Origin of the sequence: Rothia sp. P5764 (assembly GCF_048512965.1) — a bacterium.
Classification (GTDB): Bacteria; Actinomycetota; Actinomycetes; order Actinomycetales; family Micrococcaceae; genus Rothia.
In genome coordinates, this window is sequence record NZ_JBLXXQ010000003.1 from 204,020 (window position 1) to 227,189 (window position 23,170).

18 protein-coding genes are annotated in these 23,170 nt (G+C 57.8%); 13 read left to right on the plus strand and 5 right to left on the minus strand.

The features are described from left to right. The first annotated feature begins 14 nt into the window (after positions 1–14). The 7 genes from ACN08Y_RS06330 to ACN08Y_RS06360 all read left to right on the plus strand — a co-directional run bounded on the left by ACN08Y_RS06330 (position 15) and on the right by ACN08Y_RS06360 (position 8,070). Positions 15–1,163: a hypothetical protein gene (locus tag ACN08Y_RS06330; protein WP_419112152.1), complete on the plus strand. Its 1,149-nt coding sequence runs from the start codon at positions 15–17 to the stop codon at positions 1,161–1,163. A 44-nt stretch (positions 1,164–1,207) separates the two neighbouring features. Then, positions 1,208–2,212 carry a thiamine-phosphate kinase gene (thiL, locus tag ACN08Y_RS06335; protein WP_419112153.1) on the plus strand — a complete coding sequence of 335 codons (1,005 nt, stop codon included), beginning with the start codon at positions 1,208–1,210 and terminating at the stop codon, positions 2,210–2,212. Further along, the gene (locus ACN08Y_RS06340) at positions 2,193–3,179 is read left to right on the plus strand and encodes a DAK2 domain-containing protein (protein ID WP_419112154.1); all 987 of its coding nucleotides are present in this window, start codon (positions 2,193–2,195) and stop codon (positions 3,177–3,179) included. The genes thiL and ACN08Y_RS06340 overlap by 20 nt, the downstream gene beginning before the upstream one ends. Continuing rightward, a complete protein-coding gene (locus ACN08Y_RS06345) occupies positions 3,172–5,907 on the plus strand; it encodes an ATP-dependent DNA helicase RecG (RefSeq protein WP_419112155.1) in 2,736 nt (911 codons plus the stop codon). The genes ACN08Y_RS06340 and ACN08Y_RS06345 overlap by 8 nt, the downstream gene beginning before the upstream one ends. A gap of 139 nt (positions 5,908–6,046) precedes the next feature. Next, a complete protein-coding gene (locus ACN08Y_RS06350; RefSeq protein WP_419112156.1) occupies positions 6,047–6,685 on the plus strand; it encodes a hypothetical protein in 639 nt (212 codons plus the stop codon). A gap of 131 nt (positions 6,686–6,816) precedes the next feature. Further along, a complete protein-coding gene (gene rsmD, locus ACN08Y_RS06355; protein ID WP_419112157.1) occupies positions 6,817–7,410 on the plus strand; it encodes a 16S rRNA (guanine(966)-N(2))-methyltransferase RsmD in 594 nt (197 codons plus the stop codon). A 48-nt stretch (positions 7,411–7,458) separates the two neighbouring features. Next, on the plus strand, positions 7,459–8,070 hold the full coding sequence (locus ACN08Y_RS06360) for an LURP-one-related/scramblase family protein (RefSeq protein WP_419099489.1): 612 nt from the start codon (positions 7,459–7,461) through the stop codon (positions 8,068–8,070). On the opposite strand, the gene ACN08Y_RS06365 is transcribed toward ACN08Y_RS06360, so the two are convergent. Then, the gene (locus ACN08Y_RS06365) at positions 8,071–9,276 is read right to left on the minus strand and encodes an aminotransferase class I/II-fold pyridoxal phosphate-dependent enzyme (protein ID WP_419112158.1); all 1,206 of its coding nucleotides are present in this window, start codon (positions 9,274–9,276) and stop codon (positions 8,071–8,073) included. 154 nt (positions 9,277–9,430) lie between these two features. On the opposite strand from ACN08Y_RS06365, the gene coaD reads away from it, so the two are divergent. The 4 genes from coaD to rnc all read left to right on the plus strand — a co-directional run bounded on the left by coaD (position 9,431) and on the right by rnc (position 11,521). Then, positions 9,431–9,910 (plus strand): pantetheine-phosphate adenylyltransferase, encoded by a 480-nt coding sequence (gene coaD / locus ACN08Y_RS06370; RefSeq protein ID WP_419099491.1) that lies wholly within the window; start codon positions 9,431–9,433, stop codon positions 9,908–9,910. A gap of 187 nt (positions 9,911–10,097) precedes the next feature. Further along, positions 10,098–10,580 carry a YceD family protein gene (locus ACN08Y_RS06375; RefSeq protein ID WP_419112159.1) on the plus strand — a complete coding sequence of 161 codons (483 nt, stop codon included), beginning with the start codon at positions 10,098–10,100 and terminating at the stop codon, positions 10,578–10,580. Between the two features lie 32 nt (positions 10,581–10,612). After that, positions 10,613–10,816 carry a 50S ribosomal protein L32 gene (gene rpmF, locus ACN08Y_RS06380; RefSeq protein WP_135011069.1) on the plus strand — a complete coding sequence of 68 codons (204 nt, stop codon included), beginning with the start codon at positions 10,613–10,615 and terminating at the stop codon, positions 10,814–10,816. 12 nt (positions 10,817–10,828) lie between these two features. Next, positions 10,829–11,521, plus strand: coding sequence for a ribonuclease III (gene rnc / locus ACN08Y_RS06385; protein WP_419099493.1), 693 nt, complete (start codon positions 10,829–10,831; stop codon positions 11,519–11,521). Positions 11,522–11,656: 135 nt separating this feature from the next. Here the strand turns inward: rnc and ACN08Y_RS06390 are convergent, their stop codons facing one another. Beyond that, positions 11,657–13,162, minus strand: coding sequence for an amino acid permease (locus tag ACN08Y_RS06390; protein WP_419104684.1), 1,506 nt, complete (start codon positions 13,160–13,162; stop codon positions 11,657–11,659). Between the two features lie 188 nt (positions 13,163–13,350). Between ACN08Y_RS06390 and mutM the strand changes: the two genes are divergently transcribed. Next, positions 13,351–14,379, plus strand: a complete 1,029-nt coding sequence (gene mutM / locus ACN08Y_RS06395) for a bifunctional DNA-formamidopyrimidine glycosylase/DNA-(apurinic or apyrimidinic site) lyase (protein ID WP_419112160.1) — start codon at positions 13,351–13,353, stop codon at positions 14,377–14,379. Positions 14,380–14,498: 119 nt separating this feature from the next. Here the strand turns inward: mutM and ACN08Y_RS06400 are convergent, their stop codons facing one another. The 3 genes from ACN08Y_RS06400 to ACN08Y_RS06410 form a co-directional block, all read right to left on the minus strand. Beyond that, positions 14,499–15,560, minus strand: a complete 1,062-nt coding sequence (locus ACN08Y_RS06400; RefSeq protein ID WP_419112161.1) for an NAD-dependent epimerase/dehydratase family protein — start codon at positions 15,558–15,560, stop codon at positions 14,499–14,501. After that, positions 15,554–18,271: an alpha/beta fold hydrolase gene (locus ACN08Y_RS06405; RefSeq protein WP_419112162.1), complete on the minus strand. Its 2,718-nt coding sequence runs from the start codon at positions 18,269–18,271 to the stop codon at positions 15,554–15,556. The genes ACN08Y_RS06400 and ACN08Y_RS06405 overlap by 7 nt, the downstream gene beginning before the upstream one ends. A 105-nt stretch (positions 18,272–18,376) precedes the next feature. After that, positions 18,377–19,408, minus strand: coding sequence for a 3-oxoacyl-ACP synthase III (locus ACN08Y_RS06410; RefSeq protein WP_419112163.1), 1,032 nt, complete (start codon positions 19,406–19,408; stop codon positions 18,377–18,379). 203 nt (positions 19,409–19,611) lie between these two features. Here ACN08Y_RS06410 and smc point away from each other — a divergent pair, with 203 nt between their 5' ends. Then, positions 19,612–23,109 carry a chromosome segregation protein SMC gene (gene smc / locus ACN08Y_RS06415; protein WP_419112164.1) on the plus strand — a complete coding sequence of 1,166 codons (3,498 nt, stop codon included), beginning with the start codon at positions 19,612–19,614 and terminating at the stop codon, positions 23,107–23,109. The last annotated feature ends 61 nt before the right edge of the window (positions 23,110–23,170 follow it).

Sequence of the window (23,170 nt, forward strand, 5' to 3'; positions counted from 1 at the left end):
CAAGGAGCCAAAGAATGAACATCAGCAAAAAGACAGTGCTTGTTGCATGTTCGGTGGCTTCGCTTGCTCTGTTGCCGGTACAGCTGCACGATGAGGGTAGCCAGGCAATGGCGCTTCCAGCAGAGATGCTGCCAATGCTAGCGACTTCTGCGCAAGTCCAAGAAGTACTTCCCACCAACCCGGAGCCCACCCCTAGTGCAGCGGTTGAACCGACCCTTGAACCCCTTCCGTCCGATGCCCCGGTCCCGCGGGAAGATCCGGTTCCCACTCCGACAGAAGACCCCGTTTCGCCCACGGAACCTGTACCCACCCCCACGGAACCTGCTCCTTCTGTGCAGCCGGTGCCTACTCCAACAGAGGAACCGCTACCTCCGGAAGATCCGGTTTCCACTCCGACAGAAGACCCGGTTTCACCCACGGAACCTGTACCCACCCCCACGGAACCTGTACCCACCCCCACGGAACCTGCTCCTTCTGTGGAGCCGGTGCCTACTCCAACAGAGAACCCGGTGCCTACTCCAACAGAGAACCCGGTACCCCCTACTGATCCTGAACCAACCCCGGTTACTCCCTTACCACCGGTTGAGCCTGCACCCCTTCCAAGCCCAGAGCCTGTGCAACCGCAACCAGTTCCTGTTCCGGCTGAGCCGGTCAACCCTGCGCCCGTACAAAGCCAGGAACCTATGACCCCCTCCAACCGGCTGGCTACTACTCAGCAGGCCCCGGTGCCCGTTCAAGCCAGCACCGATAGGCTAGCACCAGCACCGAGCCTGCAAGTGCTCGGGGCTGAGCCTCCCGCCACAATGGATGCTGATACCAGCAAAGTGAACCGGTCGCCGGTTGGCAGTTCGGTACTCGGGTTGACGAGCGCCCCGCAGCAGAACTACAGCGGTACACCTGACTGGGTTGAAGGCTTCCTCAACGCGAGCGACCAGAACGATTTCGGTGATACCGCCAACAACTCTAACCAGGCCGCAGGTGTGATTGGGGCTGAAGCTCAGGGATACCAGTTTGAACCAACCGGCGGGTCGAACGTATTCCAGCGCGGTATATCGATTGTGACCGGTGCGCGCCCCCTTCTTATCTTCAGCGGTGTGGCGGTGGCCGGTCTTGCGCTGGTTGTCTTCAACTTTGTGTGGCGCAACCGAAGCCCAAAGGCATAACTTTTACCATGACTCTTGTTTCTTCTGTGAGTGAGGGACAGCTCTTGGCCACATTCCTCCCTACCATCCAGGAACATAACGCCAAGGCCCAGAGGCTGACCCCGGGTGCAAGAAGCCTGGTTCTGGGGCCAGGCGATGACTCCGCTGTACTTGACCTGAGCGGTGGACTGACCGTCATGAGTACCGATACTCAGACGCAGAACCAGGATTTTCGTCTCTCCTGGCCTAGCGGTAGAACCAGCGGGGGCTATGAGGTTGGCTGGAAGGCCGCAACGCAGAACCTTGCAGATATTGCGGCTATGGGAGCGCGTCCGGTTACCCTGCTTGTTTCACTAACCCTTCCGCCCTCTACCCCTCTCGCCTGGGTCAAAGATTTCGCCCGAGGCCTGGTGGACTCTTGCACCGCACAGGGTGCAGAGACCTGCTCCATTTCAGGGGGAGATGTGGGCTCCGGTACCGAGATTTCAGTCACGGTTACAGCCCTTGGCCTGGTTCAAAAGCCTGTGACCCGCAGCGGTGCTCAAGCTGGGGACGCTATTGTTCTGGCCGGAGCGCTGGGTACCGCCGCCGCGGGGCTGGCCTTACTTGAAAACTCGGAGTTGCCCGAAACCCTTTCCCCCCAAATCGAGGCCTGTATCGAAGCCCAGCAACGCCCGGTCAGCCCGCTGGCCGCTGGTATCCAAGGCGCCGAAAATCTTACGTCTCTTATGGATGTATCGGATGGTCTTGTGCGTGATGGCGGGCGACTGGCTCAGGCATCGGCTTGCGCCTTTGACATCGACACAGCTTCTTTGGCTCCCTGGCTACTTGAGCTGAGGGAACCTGCTCTTCTCCTCGCGGGGGCTGAGGGCCAGAAAGCTTCTGACCTGGCTTTAGGCTGGGTTCTGACAGGCGGCGAAAACCATGCCCTGCTGGGTACCAGCCCACCTGAGCAGATACCAGCCGGGTTTACTAGAATTGGGACGGTGAGCCCAGGTACCGGTGTAACAGTCGATGGGCACCCCTATACAGCGAAAGGATGGGATCATTTTGAGGCAGGTTCCCGCTAACTGGTGGCTGAGCTGGTTGCTAGGAGGACGTACCCAGCTAGTCGAGCACCGTGCACTTTTGAACCGCATCAATGTCTTTCCTGTAGCTGATGCCGATACGGGTTCTAACTTGAGCGCCACCCTGGGGCGGGCTGCTGATAGCGCTGGTATGGCCGATGATCCGACTCTCGCCCTGGCGGCTCGTGCCGCCTTGCGGGGTGCCCGCGGGAATTCGGGTACTCTGCTTGCGGTGTGGCTCTTAGGTTTGGCGAGGGAGCTGGGGCCGGTGGGCGAACTTGAAGCTGTTACCACCGGTATACCTGAGGAAAATTCAGCTCTAACCCCCGCGCTTCTAGCCAGTGCTTTCAAGCGTGCCGTTCGTGACGCTCGCTCGGCCCTGAGCCAGCCCGCTGAGGGAACCATGCTGACGGTTATGCAGGCCATTGGGCAGGTTCCCCCCGCTGATGACTGGCTCGGCTACACCTCACAGCTCTTGCAGGGCGCTGAGACTGCTGTGCGGGAAACTGCTCAGGCCTCTCACGCCCGCAACGGTTGGGTAGATTCCGGTGCCCTTGGTTTTTTGCTAGTTCTGGTAGCGCTGGCTACTGAGCTGAACGGCTCTGCACCTACTAAGACCTACGCAGATCTTTTGGAAGAGAGCCCCGCGCCTTCTTGGCCTAATGCCCTCCCTCCCTTCTCACAGCGCTCCAAGAAATCTGACTCAGCCGTAGAGGTCATGTGCGATATCTATTTGCCTGTACTCGAAGCCAGTCAGCTTCGTAGTGCCCTTGACGCTGTGGGTGATTCTGTGTCAATAGCCCAGGTAGAGGCCGGTAATGAAGCTCTTTGGGCTATTCATGTGCATACACCCACCGCAGCGGATGCCCTCACAGTGCTTGAAGCCGCTGGTGAACCACTCAACGTGCGCATCAGTAACCTGGCTCCTGGTGACAGCGAACCTGCATTAGCGGGGTGTTCGCATGACTGAACCCGGACAGGGGCTCTTTGACCTGCCCGAAAAAGTCCCAGCACCTCGCCGGACTTCCACAAAAAACGCAAGCCGCAAAAATGGCGCTCAGAAAACTGGCACCGGATCAGCAGGCACACAAAAAACCGCTCGGAAGACTAAGAACAGCGTCTCTACCCGCCGCCGCACAGTTAAAGAGCTAGACCCCAAAGTAGGGGAGGTTATCGAAACCTACGCCAGTGAAGACCGGTTAGAGAACGCCCCCCTCAAAAACTATCTGGGTGCGAGCACCGCTAAGGCACTTGCGAGGCACCTGGGTCTTGAAACGGTGGGCCAAGCGCTCGAATACTACCCGCGCAAATACCTGCCGCGCGGGGAACTCACCCCATTCTCATCGCTGGTTGAGGGGAGCGAAGCCACGATTGTTGCCCGGGTACTGAAAGTAACCACCCGGCAGATGGCCTCCCGCCGCGGTTCCATTACCGAAATTACTATCACCGATCAACTAACCGATCAGCCTCCAAGTCCCGCCATAGAATCCTTGCGACCCAACCCCAATGCCTATCGGGGGGCTGGTGCCCCGGCTGCCTATCAGCCCGGCTACAGTAACCCTCGGCTTCAAGGATCAGCCGGTGCTATGGCCGGTAGCCCAAGAAGCGACTATGAGGCCGGTCATGGTTTTAAGCTCGGTGCTGTCTTCAACAGCTATGCTCCTGGCTCCTACGCCATGGTGGGTAACAGCGACACCATGACCCTTAGTTTCTTCAATGCCTGGACGGCGGCCCGGGAAATTCACGAGGGAGACCAGGTCATGTTCTCGGGCAAGGTGGGTACCTACCGTGGTGAGCTGACGCTTACCAACCCCCACTACGCCGTGATAGCCGACCGTGCTTCGGGCATGGCTCCGGGGGCCAGCGCCGAAGCTATCGAGCGTGCCAAAGCACGGGCTAATGCCCCCATTCCGGTCTATAAGGCAACCCCCAAATACCCTACCGATAGGGTAGCCGCTGCGCTGGAAGCCCTCTTGGAGCGCCTATCTCTCAAAGAGCTGGAAGACCCGGTCCCTTTCACCGTGCGCAAAAGCCGTAAAATTCCCTCTCTGGCCTGGACCTACCGGGCTGTGCACACACCCGATACCGAGCAAACCTGGCGGGCGGCCCACCACTCCCTGCGCTACCGCGAAGCCTTTGTGCTACAAGCGGCCTTGGCACGTATCCGTGCGGCTCGTGCTGCCCACCACACCCTTGCCCGCCCCTTTGTTCCCGGTGGCCTAGCCGATGCGCTGACGGGCCTACTGCCTTACAAGCTCACCGAGGGGCAAGAAACGGTAGGCGCTGAAATCAGGGACGACCTGGCTAGTTCCAGCCCCATGAACCGCCTGCTTCAGGGGGATGTGGGCTCAGGCAAGACAGTGGTAGCCTTGCGGGCTATGCTGCAAGTTGCTGACAATGGCGCCCAGGCCGCTATGCTAGCGCCTACAGAAGTGCTGGCCGAACAGCACTACCGGTCGGTTTGCCAGATTCTGGGTGATCTTCTCGATACCCGCCCATTCGATCCAGCCGCCGCTAAATCCGCGCATGAAGCCCCGGCAGATAAAGGCACCGTCCGGGTGGTTCTGCTGACCGCCTCACTCAAAACAAAAGCCAAAAAAGAGGCCCTGCTAGCCATAACATCAGGTTCTGCCGACATCGTGATTGGCACCCATGCTCTGCTGGCCGATGCCGTGCAGTTCGCTGATCTGGGCCTGGTCGTGGTAGACGAACAGCACCGCTTCGGTGTCGAACAGCGTGATGCCCTGCGCGGCCCCGGAGGGGCGCTACCTCACCGCCTGGTCATGACCGCAACCCCCATACCTCGAACCGTGGCTATGACCGTCTTTGGCGACCTCGATACCTCGGTACTTGACCAGCTCCCCGCGGGTCGCCAAAAAATAAGTACACACGTCGTGCCCCTGGCCGAGCACCCTACTTGGGCCCAAAGAATCTGGTCTCGCGCCCGCGAAGAAATTGATGCCGGCCACCAAGTCTATGTAGTGGTGCCCAAAATTGGCGGGGGCGACAGCTCAGCAGAAACTGAAACCGGTGAAACCCTCTTTGGCTCTGCTACTGCCAGCACCGAGAGCGCTCGCGGTGGAGCGCTAGCATCGGTCGAGTCGGTCTTGGAAGACCTTGAGGGGGAACCCGCACTTGCCGGTGTTCGTATCGCCGGCCTGCACGGGCGTATGGATACCGCCGAGAAAAACCGGGTCATGACCGAGTTTTCTGATGGCCAGCTAGACTTGCTCGTTTCCACCACCGTTATCGAGGTGGGCGTGAACGTGCCCAACGCGACCCTCATGATCATTATGGACGCTGACCGTTTTGGCATTTCGGGTCTGCATCAGCTTCGCGGTCGCATTGGCCGAGGCCAGCTCCCCGGAACCTGCCTGCTGGTGACAAAACAACCTGCGGACGGTGTCTCCCGGGAGCGCCTGGATGCGGTTGCCTCCACTACCGACGGGTTCGAGCTCTCACGGGTGGACCTTGAGCAGCGCCGAGAGGGCGATATTTTGGGGGCCGCTCAGTCGGGTAAGAAATCCACCCTAAAACTCTTGCGTGCTCTCACCGATGCCAAGCTGATTGAGCGGGCTAGGCAAGATGCCTTTGCCGTGATTGAGAGGGATCCGACTCTTGCTTTGCATCCCGACTTGGCTCGTACCATTGACCGAGCCTTGGACGCTGACCGTGAAGCCTTCCTGGGGCGGGGCTAGACTTTGGGAAGCGGAGTTCTTGGGCCATGAAATTTTGGGCAGAGTAGAAATTGTCCTTATTTTTGGCCACTGTACATACTCGCTTCACTTTTGCTGTTTGTCCTGGAGTGCTTACCCGGGATGTGCCTATGATGGTCAGATGAAAACACTGAAAATTACTACAGCTTGCGCTACCCTGGCCCTGGCTTTATCAGCCTGCGGCTCATCCACCGAAGCAACCAAAACCGGTGAGCCCAGCGCGTCGGCTGCCGAGACTCCGACCAGTGAGTCTGTGCAGGCTTCAGCCTCACCGACCGCGTCAATGTCTGAAGGTTCCGAAGCTGATTCGACAGCCAGTAAGAACACAGGGCTTGATCCAGCCTCAATTCCTGTAGACATGACCGTTTCACAGGCAAAGGCAAAAACTATTCGCCCAGAAAAGTTGGGTATCTATACCCTCGACTCAACCCGCGAGGATCCAACCAGTGGCTCTATTTCTGACTACGAGTATTTTGAGAGGCAGAACCCTTTTACTTTTGCGGTGATGTATCGCCCCACCGATGACTTCGAGATCATGACCAAAAACCTTCAAGAACAGGTTAAAGTGGGTAACGGCATCTGTGGCATCTTCACTGATACGAAAGTCTCACGTACCATCAGCTGTTACTTCCCCGTGGTAGAGGGTGGCACCTTAAAGACTTCCTCAACCATTTTTACCGATGATCCAGGGCTGATGGACACCCACTACCAATACATCGTCCGAGCTACTGCAGATTTGGCCAATCAGGTTAAAGACTAGGGAGCTGGCTAAGGTTTATGCCCATGGTAAGTGCTCATGCCCTTGATCTTGCAGAGCTATCAGCCCTCACCACGGGCTTTTGATTTTCCCGGTAAAGTAGTTAGGTAACTATCACGATGATCAGGGGGACCATGAGCCGCATCATTTCTGGTTTGGCCGGAGGCCTGCGCCTGGCAAACGTGCCCGGCGATAAGACCCGCCCCACAACAGACCGGGTCAAAGAAGCGCTGTTCTCCCGCCTGGAGAGCTACAACATGCTGGCCGACGTTCGTGTACTCGACCTTTTCGCTGGCTCCGGCGCGCTGGGGTGCGAGGCGCTTTCGCGCGGTGCGGCCCATGTAGATTTTGTGGATCACTACCCCAAGGCAATAGCCGTTATCGAGAAGAACGCCCGGGCTCTTGCTCAGAGTGCGACCAGCGCCGGCTTAACAACAAGCACCAGCAGAATCCACCGTATGCAGGTCAAAACCTACTTATCCAGCTATAGCGGTGCGCCCTGGGACCTGGTCTTCATTGACCCTCCATACTCTGTCACGAACGCCGAGCTGGAAGAGCTGCTAGAACTATTGTCAGACTACCTGGCGCAGGGCGCTGTTGTAGTGGTCGAGCGTTCTACCCGCACTGGTGAACCTTCCTGGGGGACCGGCCTGGAACGGTTCGCTGAGAAGAAATACGGGGAGACTCAACTCTTCTATGCTGAACCTGTGCTTAGCACTTCCGCATAAAACCTCTCTTCATAACCTGCTAGGGGGTGGCCTTGATAGGGTAAAGGTATGACCCAAGAGCACAAACAACCCCAGCAACCCCCACCCTATGAGCCGCCGCCGTCAACAGGAGTGCCCCGGCTTCTGACTGAAAACTCTTTGGTGATTCAGCAGACCCGAAGTTTCCTCAGCAACGATTTTGCTCTTGAAGACGAGCGTGGGATGGTTTTGGGCCGAGTGCACACCACCGGCTCGCTAGCTGTCAATTTTTTGAAAGGTAATCGCTCCTTCGACCTGGTCGATGACCGTGGTCAGCCTCTTCTGACCATCCGTGACCCCTTTGACCTGGGTCTGGATCGCTACGAGTTGTATAAGCCCGACGGTAGCTTCTTCGCTCACATACAGAAGCACTTTTCGTTCTTGACCAAACGGTTGAGCATTGAACTGCCCCAGCTCACCCTTAACCTTGAAGGCAACCTGCTTGAATACAGCTTCAATATTATGGCCGGTAGCACCGTTGCGGCTCAGGTTAGCAGGCAGTGGGGCGGTCTGACCTCAGCCATTCGAGGTAAGAGCCGCTACGGCGTGCATCTTGACCCGGTTGCTCCTGCTGAGGTCAGGCTTGCCATTATTGGTGCTCTGGTGGCTCTTGACCTGATTCGTGCCAAGGATAGTAAGTAGTTAGCCCGCACTGTATGCCAGGATACGGCTGGTCGCTGTTGCCAGTACTTCAGGTTTCTTGCAGAAAGCAAAACGAACGTAACCTTCAACCTGGGATCGGTAGCCCTCGGTGGTAAAGGCAGTGAGCGGAATAAGGGTGACTCCTGAGGCTTGGGGTAGTTCCTGGCAAAGCTCTTGAGCGGTTGTAAAGCCCTTTTGGGCCAGTACCCGAGCAACATCAGCCACAGCGAAGAAAGTACCCGCAGGCTCGATAATCTGCCAGGGGCTATCAGCTAGACCTTCAACTAGCACCCTGAGCTGGTGGGCGTAGCGTTCTTTAAGGCCCAGGTAGAAGTCATCACCTGAGGCAAGGCCTACGGCTGCCGCTTCCTGTAGGGGAGCGGCAGCACTGTGCGTGAAATAGCCTTTGACCATTCGTAGAGCGGACATCAGATGGGCAGGGCCGGTCATCCAGCCAATACGCCAGCCCGTGGCCGAATGCGTTTTAGAAATGGCCGAGACAGCGATAGTCCGTTCGGCGGCACCGGGCAGGGCCTGGATGGGGGAGTAGGGTGCCCCGTAGGTCAGATGCTCGTAGACCTCATCAGCTAGGATCACCGCATTGAATCGCTGGGCTAGCTCGACAATTTTTTCTTTGGCTTCCTGAGAGAAGACCATGCCTGTGGGGTTGTGAGGATCGTTGACCACAATGAGCGCAGTGCGGGCAGAGAAAGCCGCCTGGAGTGCTTCAAGATCGGGTTCAAAAGTGGGTGGCACCAGGGGTACGGTACGGATGGTGGCTCCAGCCAGCGCTGCCGCCGCAGGGTAAAGGTCATAGTAGGGCTCAAAGAGGATGACTTCATCACCTGGCTGCACCAGAGCTGCTAGGGTTGCAGATAGACCTTCGGATGCTCCCGCACAGACCGTCACCTGAGTATCGGGGTCCAGCTCAAGGCCGTAAAAACGATGCTGGTGTTCTGCGATGGCTCCCCGAAGAGCAGGGTTACCTGCAATGGTGGCGTACTGGTTGGCACCGCGCGCTATTGCCTCAGTAGCGGCTTCTAACATGGCTTGGGGGCCGTCAGTATCGGGGAAACCCTGCCCTAGATTAATAGCGCCGTGGGCTTGGGCTAGGGCCGACATTTCCTCAAAGATAGTGGAGCGCTGGCTGCCGTCAGCTCCTAGCAGCCCGGTTGCCGCTCCTACACGCTCGTAGGGCTTGCTCATGCTGGCCTCCCGCTTGAAAGAGTCGGGAAAGCCTAGCTAAAAGCCCGACGGTTCCCAGTGGATTGTCTCCTCAACAGAATACAAGCTAAGCCAGGATACCCGGGGTACTGTGACACTGTATGTCATAGACCATGCCGTACTGTAGCCTTGACATATGCAAACTGTTGTCTGCCCGGGGTCTTTTGACCCTATCCATAATGGTCACGTCGAAATTATTACCCGAGCCGCCAAAATCTACGGCAACGTGTTGGTGGCTGTTTCCCACAACTCCTCCAAACAATACCGCTTCAGCCTTGAAGAGCGGGTGGCGATGGTGGAGGAAACCTTTGGGCTCTTCGCCGGTGTGTCTGCGGTTATCTTGCCCGAGGGTAAGCTCCTTGCTGAGTTTGTGCGAGAGCAGGGCTCTTCACTGATTGTCAAGGGGTTACGCAATACCGCTGACTTTGAATATGAGGCTCCTATGGCCTCTATGAATCGGCATATTGCTGGTGTCGAAACAGCCTTTATAGCGGGTGACCCCAAATACAACCACCTCTCTTCGACCATGATTAAAGAGGTTTCCGGGCTAGGTGGTGATGTTTCATCCTTCGTACCGCGTGCCACCCAGCGAGCCCTGCAAGAGTTGCCAGGCTAGGCTCATGCAGAAGCCCGCTTGGGGTCAACCAGGTAGAAGAGTGAGCTAGCCCTACTTGCTTCAAGGCTGACCTAGCTCTAAACTGGGTACTTGGTTTAAAACATTTGATAGGGAGTTCGTCATTTCACGAAAAGATTCATCGCCCCTGATGATCTCTGTAAGGGATCTAGCTCATCGCCCGGGTGCCATGGAGACCCTTGAAGAAGTTCTGCCAGCGCCAAGCGACTTTGGCAACGCTCTCATTGAAGCGGAAGAAGGAAGCGACATTGACCTCAATGTTCGCCTGGAATCCGTTTCAGATGGTATCTTGGTTACTGGAACTGCATGCGTTACCGTTAGCGGTGAGTGCAGTCTCTGCCTAGACCCGGTTGGCTTTGAAGTTACAGCCGATGTTCAAGAGCTTTTTGTTTTCGAGAAGGCACCAGAAGGTGGCCCCGAAGATGAAGTAGATGAGCAGTATGCCGTAGAGAACGATGAAATTGATCTCGAACCGGCACTGCGGGACGCAGTGATTCTTCAACTGCCGTTCCAGCCTGTTTGCAGTGACTCCTGCCAGGGCCTGTGTTCCGAATGTGGCACACGCCTTGAGGACGACCCTGAGCACCACCACGAGGTCATCGACCCCCGGTGGAACGCGCTTTCTGCGTTGCTCAATGCAGACGAAAAATAAACTTATAAAGCGACAAGAGAAAAGAGATAGCTGTGGCTGTTCCCAAGCGGAAAATGTCCCGTGCTAACACCCGCGCACGCCGTTCCCAGTGGAAGGCGTCCGTACCTCAGCTGGTCAAGACCGTTGAAAACGGTCGCGTTACCTACTCCCTGCCCCACCAGGCAAAGCTTGTAACTGACTCAGCCGGCAACGAACTCTTCTACGAGTACAAGGGCCGCAAGGTAGCTGACGCGTAAGTTAGCGTTTGTATGACTAACTCTGCATCACAAGAGTTTATGAAACGTCTCGGTATCACACTCGATACCGAGACGTTTCAGCTTGCTATGACGCACCGTTCTTATTCTTTTGAGAACGGTAACGTGCCCCATAACGAGCGCCTAGAATTTTTGGGCGACTCGGTTCTTTCACTGGCCGTTGCCTCTGAACTCTACAAGAGGTTCCCGGACCTGGCCGAGGGTGAACTCGTTAAACGCCACCATGTGGTCGTTTCAACCCGGACCCTGGCGATGCTGGCGCGCAACCTCAAACTGGGCCCCTGCATCCTACTAGGCAAGGGCGAGAAAAAGACCGGTGGAGCGGACAAGGACTCAATCCTTGCAGACACCATGGAAGCTGTTTTCGGTGCCGTCTACATGGCCTACGGCCCCGCAAAAGCTCACGAGCTGGTCTTAGCTCATACAGCGCACCTGCTGGATGATCGTAAAACCCTCAACATTGGTCGTGACTGGAAGACCGAAATCCAGGAGTACGCCGCGGCGAACTCGCTGGGGGAGCCGGTCTACCGCGTGGAGGGCACTGGCCCTGACCATGCCCGCCGGTACACAGCCCAGCTACTGCTGGCAGATAACCTCATGGGTACTGGGCGAGGGACCAGCAAGAAAGAAGCTGAACGAATGGCCGCCGAAGAAGCCTACTACAGGGTCTACGGCGACAGTAAGTAAAGTCCCCTATGCCAGAGGGCGGGGGAAGCAGAGATTACCTCTGCTTCCCCCGCCCTCTGACTTTAAGCGGAGCCTTACCCAACCCTGAGCTAAGCAGGCTGGCCGCTCACAGCCTGGCAACCGCCCCATGAATCGTTAGGGCAGGCCGATTTCGTCTTCTCGGGTCACAATGCTGATGGAGGTCGTCTTGGCTGTGGATTCTGCCAGACGTTCCTGAGCCAGCTGCTTAACCCTGGTACGAACCATGAACCAGCCAAGGACCAGCAGAGGAATGACCAGAGCCATCGCCTCAAGCGAGTAGGTGCCGATGGGATAGTCGTAGGCAATGAGTACGAGTACACCCACCAGGAAGAACATGGTCAACCAGTTGGTAAAGGGAGCCAGGGGAGCACGGAAGTCCGGGCGGGTACGCTCACCCCTATGTGCCAGGGCGACGAAACGCAGGTGAGGCAGGGTGATAGCCATCCAGCCAATCACAATGCAAATTGCCGAGATATTCAGGACAATTTCAAAGGCATCGGAAGGCTTCCAGTAGTTGATGATGACACCCAACAGAGCTACTGCACCGGTCAACAAAATACCGCCCACAGGCACACCCGAGGTGTTCATTACACCGGTGAACTTGGGTGCTGAGCCGTTGATAGCCATAGAATGTGTAATACGACCGGTGGAGTAGAGTCCAGCATTCAGTGAAGAAGCTGCCGCAGTAATCACCACAAGCTGCATAATGGGTGCGGCGTAATCCACCCCGATTGAACCGAAGAAGGTCACAAAGGGCGACTCATCGGCGCTGTAGGCATCGTAGGGGAGCAAAAGCGAAAGCAAGAGAACCGAGCCCACATAGAAGAGGGCAATACGCCAAATTACAGTATTGATAGCCTTGGGGATAGCTTGGCGGGGATCCTTAATCTCTCCCGAAGCTGTACCCACCAGCTCAATACCTGAGTAAGCAAAAATAACGCCCTGAGAAACAATCAAAGCAGCCATTAGACCGTTGGGAAAGAACCCAGATTCGCTTATTAAGGTAATACCCACCGGGGCACCCGTGGGAGTACCAAAAATAAGGAAGAGGATACCAACCACCATAAAAATTAGGAGCGAACAGACTTTTACTAGAGCAAACCAGAACTCCAGCTCACCAAAAATTTTGACTGAAATTAGGTTCATGGAAACCACCAGAACGATGACGACAAAGGCAACAACCCACTGGGGAACATCATTAATGGAGGGGAGGTACTGACCGAACCAACGGAAATAAATGGCGATAGCAGTGGCATCGACAATGGCCGTAGCAGCCCAGGAGAACCAGTACATCCAGCCCACAAAGAAAGCCCACTTCTCACCGTAGAACTCACGAGTGTAGCTCACGAAGGAGCCGGAGGAAGGACGGTAGGCCACTAGCTCACCTAGCTGACGCAGGATCAGGTAGCCGAAGAAACCGGCGATAGCGTACAGGAAAATTAGGGAGGGACCGGCATCATGCAACCGACCACCGGCGCCCAGAAAGAGGCCGGTACCAATGGATCCACCCATTGCTATCATCTGGATTTGGCGGGGTTTGAGCCCCTGTTTAAAACCCTCTTGCTCATGGGCATAAGACTGTGTCGCGCCCCTAGCGGAGGGCAGTGGTTGATGAGACATAATAATCCTTGAGGTTAGCAGTTTGTGCTGGCTGGTATACCCACACCCAGGGTACAAGGCAGGGTAGTGTTCAGACTCGGCTGCTCTCTGCGCAATAGCCTAGACTCTATTCTGCAAGGCTCCTGTCTAAAGAGCGAGGTAAAGAGGGCATAATTTTAGGGGACGACACTAAAGAGAGGTCAAGTAGTATGCCTGAGTTACCCGAAGTTGAGGTTGTTCGACGGGGGCTTGCTGCCCACTGTGTAGGGGCAAGAGTGGGCGCTGTCACCGTAGCCGATAGCCGGTCCATCCGTCGACACACCGAAGGCACTCCAGATTTTTGCGCCCGGCTCACCGGCCTGCGAATAGCCGATATCGCCCGGCGTGGCAAATACCTGTGGGTCCTCTTCCACGCCCAGCCCCACATCCACGCCCAGCAAGCTGCCAGCCTGAACTCCGTGGCAGATCCCGCAGACACCAGGCTCCTTGAAGACTTCGCCCTAGTCATTCACCTGGGTATGAGCGGCCAAGTCCTGCTCAAAGAGGGGCCCATGCCCGCCGAAAAACACCAGAAAATCGTGCTGAAACTCGAAGATGCCACAGATGAAAGCGGGCACACCAGCCCTCTCGATATGCGCTTCGTAGACCAGAGAATCTTCGGTGGCATGTTCCTCAGCCCCCTACAAGCGGTCACAGGAACACAGGGGCAACCACTCCCAGGAGCCTCCATGAGCGTCCTGGGCCTGCCTCTCATTCCTGAGGCTGTAGCCCACATCGCCCGTGACCCGCTCGACCCCCACTTTGATAGCGCAGACTTTCGCCGCCGTATGCTGGCCACATCAACCGGCATTAAGAAACTACTCCTTGACCAGTCAGCCATCTCCGGGGTGGGAAACATCTACGCCGACGAAGCCCTCTGGCGGGCAAAACTCCACTACGCCAAGCCAGCGCGGACAATCACACCGCAAGCCACCCGGGAACTCGTCAAAGCCTGCCAAGAGGTCATGAACGATGCCCTCACCCAAGGAGGCACCAGCTTCGACGCTCTCTATGTGAACGTCAACGGCGAATCAGGCTACTTTGACCGTTCCCTCAAGGCCTACGGTCAGGCAGGGCACCCCTGCTGCCGTTGCCTGGAAGCGGGTCGCACCTCGCTGATGGTACGTGAACCTTTTGGGGGTAGGAGCTCCTACCGGTGCCCGTATTGTCAACGGAAGCCCCGCGGGGTTCAGCGATAAGTGCCTGAAGGTGGCGGGCACCGATTACCTGCCCTCTGGTGTGCTCGCGCGCTCGCACCCGGGCACTCCATCCGCACTGTCAACGGAGGCCCCGCGGGGTTCAGGGATAAAGACCCGGTTTAGCTACTAAACCGGTCCCCATAAAAACGGCCCAAAGCCTGGTAACCCTGCTCCAAGCTCACCTCGGGCTCCCAGCCCAACAAGCTACGAGTAGTTCCCTGATCAAACCAGTGGGCAGTAGAAAGCTGTTCAGCCAAGAAAGAAGTCAGCGGCGGAATCTCACCGGGAGCAAAAACCTTCCAGAGCTTCTCCATGACCAAACCCGCCCCGTAAGCCACCGGGGCAGGCACCGAATAAGCAGGCGGTTTTACCCCGCACGCGGCACACATGCCTGCAATAACCTCCGCCACCGGGCGGGGCTGGCCGTTCGTAACCACCAGAGGAATACCCCGGATAGCCTCAAGACGCTGATAGCCGCGCACAAAAGCGTCAGCGGCGTTGTCGATATAGAGCGTGTCAATCATCGCCGAGCCACGATTGAGCAGGGGGAGACGGCCAGCGGCGGCACGCTCCAAAACACGCTCAACCAGCTGGGTATCACCCGGACCCCAGACCAGGTGCGGGCGCAGAACACCCACCCAGAAACGGTCCGAGTTATAGGAAAGGGCCAGTAGCTCAGACTCAGCCTTAGAGCGGGCATAGTTACCCCGGGCATGGTTGGGAGAGGCAGGAGGGTTGCCCTCACCTACAATCGACGAACCCGTATGAGCTGCAGAAGGCGATGAGGTATGCAGGAACTTACTGACCCCCAGAGTCTGAGCAGTTTCAAGGAGTGTGCGGCTACCCTCCACATTGACCTGGCGGTAGTCCTCCCATTGGCCCACCACAGAAACCTTGGCGGCCAGATGGACCACCCCATCCACGCCGGTCAAGGCCTGCTCAACAGCGCCGGGGTCAGTGAGCGAACCCCGCACCTGCCAAAAACGGCCCCGCAGGTGTTGGGGTAAAACCTCTTCAAGCTGGGCGTCCCCGCGCTGAAAGGCCCGGACTGAGTAGCCAGCCCGCAGGAGGGCAAAGACAACCTCGCGGCCCAGCAACCCAGAGGCACCGGTAACCAGAACGGTCTCACCGAGCTCCGGCAGACAGACCTTGGGATCTAAAGAACGCAGGGAGACTACCATGCGATAACACCCTTTCCTAGGCGAGCCCGCTTACCAGTGAGGACCTTCTCAGCCCACTGAGCAACCACAGGGCGGTCAATCTTTGAGTTGTGGCGAACATCGGTGGGGTGCTCATCCACAATGAGGACAGCCGATACCTCCACGCCTGTTTCAGCCAGGACACGCTCCCGTACCCGAGCAGCCAAATCAACTGGGGCAGGGCCCTGAACGGTCCTCTTACCCCGGAACCTGGGACCGACCTCAGCAACCAGCACAACCGTGCCAGTACCAGCGGGACCAATGGCTACAGCGGCAGCGCGGCGCACCTCGGCATCACCCTCAGCAGCCTGTTCCAGAGCAACAGGGGTCAGTACACCCTGGGAGGTCACCAACACGTGGGCTAGGCGGCCCTCCACCCAGAGGCGGCCAGCCGCATCGAAGTGCCCCACATCGCCGGTACGGTGCCAGCCAGGTGTCGAAGTTGAAACCTGCTCGGTCACCCAGAGGGTGTCATAACGGTCTTTAACGTGAGGGGCCGCCAACAGAATCTCGCCGGTAATACCGGGCTCCTTCCTTGTCTCTGCACCGGCAGTACCATCGGCCAGTAAGGGGGCGATCTGAACGAAAGCGCCATCAACAGCCTTGCCCACGCAAACGCCGCCGCCTGCGCCGCGCATGCCGTCACGGGCGTCCTGCTCAGCCTCTTTAATCTCATCGAATGAAACATCGGTGGCGGGTAGGGCTTCAGTCATACCGTAAGGAGTGTGCAAAGAAGCCGCAGGCAAAATGGTCTGCAGCTTGGTCAAGAGGGGAGTCGTTACTGGTGCCCCTGCTGAAAGCAGGGTAGTGACCTTAGCCAGAGCGGCCCGCTGGTTCTCATCAAGGGCATCAAAGGTATCAATGATGTTCATCAGAGCCGCAGGGGAGGCAAAAATGGTGGTGGCGTCGATAGCGGCTGTTGCCGAAGCTAGCGCCCGCGCAGTCAAGGTCTTGGGCCTGGTGACGTCCATAGCGGGAGTCACGCTGGTTGCGCCCAGAGCGGGGCCAAGCAAGGCGAAGGGGGCAAAGCCGGCAACCAGGCCGCTACCAGCCTTCAAACCATAGGTCGATGAAATGGTATCGCGCATACCGGCCAGCTGACGGTGGGTATAAACCACACCCTTAGCGGGGCCGGTGGAGCCGGAGGTGTAAAGAACTGCCGCGTCGCTATCGGGGTCGGGGAGCTCAACGTCAGCGGTTCCAGATTTTGTGAAATCCTCAACGGAACCCACAAGGCCCAGAGCCTTAGTGGCCGCCTTGGGCAAAGCCGTGGCAGCAATGCGCTGGCCGGGCCAGCCCAGAGAACGGGCGGCGGTGAGGGCAGCGGGAACACCCACCAGCCAGTCGGGGCGGGCACCCTTCAGAGCGCGGGTAAGCCCCTTTGCGCCTAACCCGGTATCGGCCACCACAATGACCGCTCCCAGCTTGAGGCAGGCATAGATGAGCGTAGTGAGTCTAATACCCGGAGGAACCAGCAGATTGACTCGATGCCCCCGGCGCACACCCAACTGGTACAGGCCATCAGCGACCCGATCAACCTCAGCTGCCAGCTCCGCCCAGGTCAGTTGAGCCGCAACCTGGGTGCCGTCACCCTTGGGGTTCATATCGACAACGGCCAGTGAATGATCCTTGGCCCGGGCGGTCAACTCCGCAATCATCGGGCGGTATTCGCCCAAAGCGGGGGCTTGCTCCTGGCGGGCTGCAAGGTGGCGCTCACGCTGGGTGATGCCGGTGACAAAGTGCTCAGTCAGCCAGTTAAGAATAGGGCTGGCAATGTCTTCGTCTTCTGCGACCAGGTGGCTGGCCTGTTCAAAACGGTGGATATCAGCATGAGGTAGCCGGGTGGCAAGATCGGCCATGTAGCGGCGCTGGAAGACCGGGTCCTTAGTACCCCAGAGCATGAGAGCTGGAAGGTCCAGTTCCCTTATACCTTCTGCGATTTCAATCATCTGCCGGTAGCTGCTTGCTGCCGGGGTAGCGGGAATATCCGCTACAAAATTACGGACACCTGCCCTAAGCTCACTGGTGGTATAAGGGAGTTTGTAGGCCTGTTTGACAGCCTCGCCCAGCGGCTTTTGCGCAAGACCCAGAGTGACGTCAATAAAGGCGGAAGATTTTGCTGTAGCCCAGGAATGAAGAGCGGGGTTCAGAGCGGCTTGCAGAGCAAGCGGAATCTTTTCTGCCGAGTCGTGGAAGACAGCGGTGTTGGTGAGCATAATGCCCGAGAGAATATCGCGGTGCCGCAGTGCCCAGCCGAGTGATACCAGGCCACCCCAGTCATGGGCCAGGGTAAGAAGAGGGCGGTCGGTGCTATCGAGACCCAGTGCTGCTGTGAAGTCTCCCAGGTCAGCTACCCTATCGATGAGGGCGCGTTTGAGACCGGTACGCTCCGAGTAGCCCATATCGAGCTGATCAACAGCCACCACCCGCCAAGGGCGTTCAGCCTGGTTAGCTGCCGCTAAGACCGAACGCCACAGGTAGGACCAGGTGGGGTTACCATGGACAGCCAATACCGTACCGACAGGTTCCCGCCCCGCGGCAGCCAGCTGGGGCCCGTTATCCAGATAATGCCAGGTGCGGCTAGACCCGGTGCTCTCAACCGGCGCTGTGGAGGCTACCGTGATGGTCTGGGACCAGTCGCTGTCAACACCTGGCCACTGGGCGGGAGTCGGGGTGAGCTGTAGATTCTTCATGTATTTCTCTCGTCAGGCTAAAACGCGGGACGGTGCAATGCACCCTTTAGAAGGCAGTGCCCCGGCTCTTTCTGCTGGCAGAAAGAGCCGGGGCCCAAAGGTTTATTACCAGATAATTTCCATGAGGGCAGTATTCAGGCCGGAGCCAACGCCCATGCACAGAATACGGTCGCCGGGGGAGTAGTTGGTGCTGTCCTCGGCCAGGGTCATAGGTAGAGCCGCCGCCGCAACATTGCCCCAGACGGGGAAGGTCAGCGGAATCCGCTTGCGGTCAATGCCCACCGCCTCAATAATTGCGTTGGTATGAGCGTTAGAAATCTGATGCGTTACATAGGAGCGCATATCGGTCCAGTCCCAGCCGTTCTGGTGGGCTTCTTCCCAGGCCTCAGCGACCAGCTGTAGGCCGTGCTTGAGCAGACCGGCGGCATTGGTGCTCATACCCTGGTCAGCCTCGCCGCCGATGCAGAGGTTGCGGTGTTCGGTTCCGGAGCGGGAGACAGAGCCAACAATCTTGTGCCCCTTGGGGTGTAAGTCGGAACGACCGATGACTGCTGCGGCCGCACCCGACCCTAGGGTGAGTGTAGCGAACTGGGCAAGAACATCGTCGCGTGTGGAATCAGGGCGGTTGAGCTGACGAAGTGCAGTAGCATGCCAGGGCGAAGGATCCTCACCGTCCACAATAAGAGCATAATCAATAGCCCCGGCATCAATCATGGTTGCGGCAACGGTGATGCCATTGACAAAGCCTAGGCAGGCATTGGTGATATCAAAATTAAGGGCCTGGCGGGGCAAATCCAGACGGTCATGGATGCCCACGGCAACGGCAGGCTCAAAGTTATCACGGGTTACCGAGGTATTGATGATGAGACCAATCTGTTCCTTGGCGATACCGGCCTGGGCCATAGCCTGCTCGGCGGCGGCAACAGCGCCGTCCTCAAAGGTCATGCCCTTACCCCACGAACGACGTTCACTAATGCCGGCCAGGCGTTCGAGCAGGCCCTTGGGCATCTTGAGCCGCTTATAGGTGGCGGCAAGCTGCTCATCGAAGTAGGAACTGGTGACTACCTCGGGAGGCAGTACACGGGTGACAGACAGAATCGAAGCGTTCTGGTGGCGTATATCTGAATTAGCGGTCAATCTACTCTTCTAGCCTCGGAGTGGGGACAGGGGCGGGCGCTAATATTCATTGCAAAGCGCACCGTTACCATATTATGCCCCGCTCGCTTGCATGCGCCCCATTGGCGGGGCTGGTTCCTCTCACACCGAACAGTAGCCAGGAGCTGCTGTTGTAAAGTTGAAACCTGAGAATTTGTCCCAAGAGAACAACCGAATGGCCTCGAATGTACCTGAAATCTTTGACCGTCCGCGGCTTCAAATCCTTCGCTTCGGCCACCGTTTTTGAGTTTGAACCGGGCCTGAACGTGATTGTTGGGCCCAACGGGTCGGGCAAGTCCAACGTGGCGGACGCCCTGGCCTGGGTCATGGGTGCCCAAGGCGCTAAGCAGTTGCGCGGAGCTGCCATGAAGGACGTCATCTTTGCCGGTGGCGGCGAACGCGGGGCGCTGGGTCGGGCCAAGGTTGAGCTGGTTATTGATAATTCTGACGGTTCCTTACCGCTCCCTCACTCAGAGATTCGCATCACTCGCACCATGTTTTCCGCTGGCGGGTCAGAGTACGAAATCAACGGCCAGCCCGCTCGTCTGACCGATGTTCAGGAGCTTCTTGCCGATACCGGCGTGGGCAAAGACCCCTACACCCTGGTGGGGCAGGGGCAGGTCGATAAAATCCTGCACGGCACCGCCCAGGACCGACGGGAGCTGATTGAGCAGGCTGCTGGCCTGGTCAAGCACCGCCGTCGCCAGGCAAAGACCGCAGCTAAACTCGACGACATTAAAGGTAATCTTGAGCGGCTGGAAGATTTGGCTGCTGAACTTTCTGACCAGCTCGAAGGAAGGCGCGAGCAGGCTGAAGCGGCTCGTATTGCCTCTGACGTTGCCGCTCGTGTGCGGGCACTGAAGGGTGATCTGTTGGCGCTGGATGGTGCCCATCTAAAAACGGAGATAGCGGAACACACCGAAGCAGCCGAACAGGCGGCTGTAGCCCGCGCTCGCTCCGAAGCAAAGAACTTGGTTTTCACCCAAGACCTGGCTGACCTTACGGCACATGAAGCCGCCCTCAAAGCCAGCCTGGAAGAAAGCATGCAAGAAGTCGCTACCCTTAAGGCTCTTGCTGCCCGGGTCCAGACGATTGAGCGGGTTGCCTCAGAGCGTATAAAACAGGCGAATCAGCAGGACGATTATGCTGATGCCCTGGCGCACCTTGAAACTGCCCGGCTGGGTGCAGGCCAGGAAGAAGAAGCCGCCCGCCTGGCTAAGGAACGGGTGCTTCAGGCGGAAAAAGAGCTTAAAGGCCTGGAAGACATCTCGCGGCTTGCTGAAAAGGATCACCGTCAGCTCAATCAAGAGCTAGAGCAGGCTAGGAGTGAGGTTGCTGAACACCGGGAACTGCTTTCGCAGCTGACCACCGCACTTGCAGCGGCGCGGACCTCCTTTGAAAAAGCTCAGGCTGAAGCAGCCCGCCGCAAGGATGAATACCAAGAATTTGAGAGCAACCAGGCGCAGGTGAGCGCTTCTGTTGAAGCCGCCCGTGCCACGGTCCAAGCGCTTGTAGCAGAGTACGAGCAGGCTCTCCTCTACGAGAAACAATCCCGTTGCGGACGTCAAGCCGCGGCGGATGCCCAGGAGAAGAGCCGGGTCAAGCTGCAAGAGACCGAGCTGGCTCTGCGGTCTGCTCAGGCTCGCTACCAGGCACTCGAAGCGGCCTGGTCACAGGATCACGAGTCATCCACCGAGCCAGCTGGGGAGCGCGAAAAAGCCCTGAGCGCAGGTGCGCAGGAGCTTGTATCTTTACTTGAGGTTAAGCCTCAGTGGCAGAAGGCTGTAGCAGCTGTCATTGGTCCCTATGCCCGTGTTTTTGCTGATGAGAAAGGGAGGAATCAGCCCCACCTGGTTTCGCAGGTATTCCGGCCCGAAGGCATGCAGAACCCTTCTGGACAGAAGGAACTATCTATACCTGAACTTGAAGATAAGGGTTTTATGGCTTTGCGGCAGGCCCTATCTGCCCCCGCCGCGCTAACAGATGCCCTCAACATTCTCCTGGGCCGGGTTTATCTCTGTGAGAACCTTGTCCAGGCGCAGGAAGCAGTCAAAGACTTCCCGGACATCACCGTGGCGACAGCAGACGGCCTATTGGTCACATCTGTCTCTGTCCTTTACCCCCAAGAGGTCGAGACGAGCTTTGACGCTCACGCCCAGCTGATTGCGGCTCAGTCGCATATGAAAGATATCGAAAAGGAATGCGAAGAAGCTCGCCTCGCCCTTGCCCAAAATCAGCAGGGGCTGACTCTTGCCCAGGAGCAGGAGAAGCAGGCGGCCCGAAAGGTTGGAGCCCTGTCTGCGCGGGTCACCACAGCTCGAACTGACCTGGCTGGTCTGACCGGGGCCTGTACCAGTGCCCAGGCTGAAAAGCGCAGGCTCACCGATGCGGCACACCGAGCAGATGAAGCGCTTAAAGAGGCTGCAGCACAACTGGCTACGGCAACAGATGAGCTTGAGCGTGCCCGGAAGAACCCACCTCACCCCAACCTTGCTGATCTGCTGGAGAGGGCGCAAGAAGCCGCTAGCACCGTTCAGCAAGCTACTGAACGACTTGCTCAGGCCCGTACCGGTCTGGAGCGCGATCGGGAGAACGCACAGGCCGCCCATGCTCGCTCACTCCAAGCCCAAGAAGCTCTGAACGCCCTTGAAACGGCCGAACTGAATCGGCAAGGCCGCCATGCCCAGGAACAAGCTGCTCGTCGCCAAGCTACCCGTCTAAACCTGGCGGCTCAGGCTCTTGCTTGTCAGCTAGCCGGGCTACTGAAAGAGGCAGAGAAAGGCCATGAAAGCACACGGTCCCAGGCCCTTACCCTGGCAGAAGGTCTCATCGATACCCGGGAGAAACTAGCCAGCGGGCAGAAATCACTGGCTGCTGCGCTGACGCTCCAGGCAGAGGCCGCCGCCCAGCGGGCTCGCTGTGAGACGCGCTGGGAGGGTTTGGAGAACCGTGTCCGTGATGAGTTAGGGCTGAGCCTGGATGAGCTGATTGCAAGCCGTAGCGGGGTGGCCGCCGATCGTGCTGAGACTGAGAAAGCTCTGGCCCAGGCAGAAGCTGAGCTAGCCCGCCTGGGTGTTACCAACCCGCTAGCGCTGGAGGAATATCAGGCTCTGGAACAACGGTTTGGCTATCTGCGCCAGCAAATATCTGACATTAAAGCTAGTCGCACCGATGTGCGTGCGGTCATGAAGGAGGTCAACGACTACATTGTGACCTCTTTTGACTCAGCTTTAGCAGATGTCCAAGAACAATTTGGGCCTATCTTTGCCACGCTCTTTCCCGGTGGTCAGGGGGAGCTGGTGCTCAGTGACCCCGCTGACCGTCAGAACAGCGGCCTGGAGATTCAGGTCAAGCCAGCTGGTAAAAAAGTAACCAGGCTATCGCTTCTCTCTGGTGGCGAGCGGACCTTAGCCTCACTGGCCTTGTTGCTAGCGGTTTTCATGGCCCGCCCGGCTCCCTTCTATGTGCTTGATGAGGTAGAAGCGGCTCTCGATGATCGAAACCTGGGCCGTCTTCTTGAGGTGCTGGGGCAGCTGCGGGAACGGTCGCAGCTACTGATGATTACCCACCACCAGCGCACTATGGCGCAGGCCGATACACTCTACGGGGTATCGATGCGCAATGGCGTTTCGGCTGTTATTTCGCAGAGGCTTGCAGATTACAGCCAATCATCTGAGGTGTAGGCAGAGCAGGTTAAAGGGGGCGAGCGCCGGGCTGAAAATCTCAGCCCGGCGCTCGTGTCTG

Bases quoted from the DNA above. Each gene is read 5' to 3' on its own strand.
- ACN08Y_RS06330 (WP_419112152.1), top strand. From the start codon at position 15: ATGAACATCAGCAAAAAGACAGTGCTTGTTGCATGTTCGGTGGCTTCG.
- ACN08Y_RS06345 (WP_419112155.1), top strand. From the start codon at position 3,172: ATGACTGAACCCGGACAGGGGCTCTTTGACCTGCCCGAAAAAGTCCCA.
- ACN08Y_RS06350 (WP_419112156.1), top strand. From the start codon at position 6,047: ATGAAAACACTGAAAATTACTACAGCTTGCGCTACCCTGGCCCTGGCT.
- rsmD (WP_419112157.1), top strand. From the start codon at position 6,817: ATGAGCCGCATCATTTCTGGTTTGGCCGGAGGCCTGCGCCTGGCAAAC.
- ACN08Y_RS06360 (WP_419099489.1), top strand. From the start codon at position 7,459: ATGACCCAAGAGCACAAACAACCCCAGCAACCCCCACCCTATGAGCCG.
- ACN08Y_RS06365 (WP_419112158.1), bottom strand. From the start codon at position 9,276: ATGAGCAAGCCCTACGAGCGTGTAGGAGCGGCAACCGGGCTGCTAGGA.
- coaD (WP_419099491.1), top strand. From the start codon at position 9,431: ATGCAAACTGTTGTCTGCCCGGGGTCTTTTGACCCTATCCATAATGGT.
- ACN08Y_RS06375 (WP_419112159.1), top strand. From the start codon at position 10,098: ATGGAGACCCTTGAAGAAGTTCTGCCAGCGCCAAGCGACTTTGGCAAC.
- rnc (WP_419099493.1), top strand. From the start codon at position 10,829: ATGACTAACTCTGCATCACAAGAGTTTATGAAACGTCTCGGTATCACA.
- ACN08Y_RS06390 (WP_419104684.1), bottom strand. From the start codon at position 13,162: ATGTCTCATCAACCACTGCCCTCCGCTAGGGGCGCGACACAGTCTTAT.
- mutM (WP_419112160.1), top strand. From the start codon at position 13,351: ATGCCTGAGTTACCCGAAGTTGAGGTTGTTCGACGGGGGCTTGCTGCC.
- ACN08Y_RS06400 (WP_419112161.1), bottom strand. From the start codon at position 15,560: ATGGTAGTCTCCCTGCGTTCTTTAGATCCCAAGGTCTGTCTGCCGGAG.
- ACN08Y_RS06405 (WP_419112162.1), bottom strand. From the start codon at position 18,271: ATGAAGAATCTACAGCTCACCCCGACTCCCGCCCAGTGGCCAGGTGTT.
- smc (WP_419112164.1), top strand. From the start codon at position 19,612: ATGTACCTGAAATCTTTGACCGTCCGCGGCTTCAAATCCTTCGCTTCG.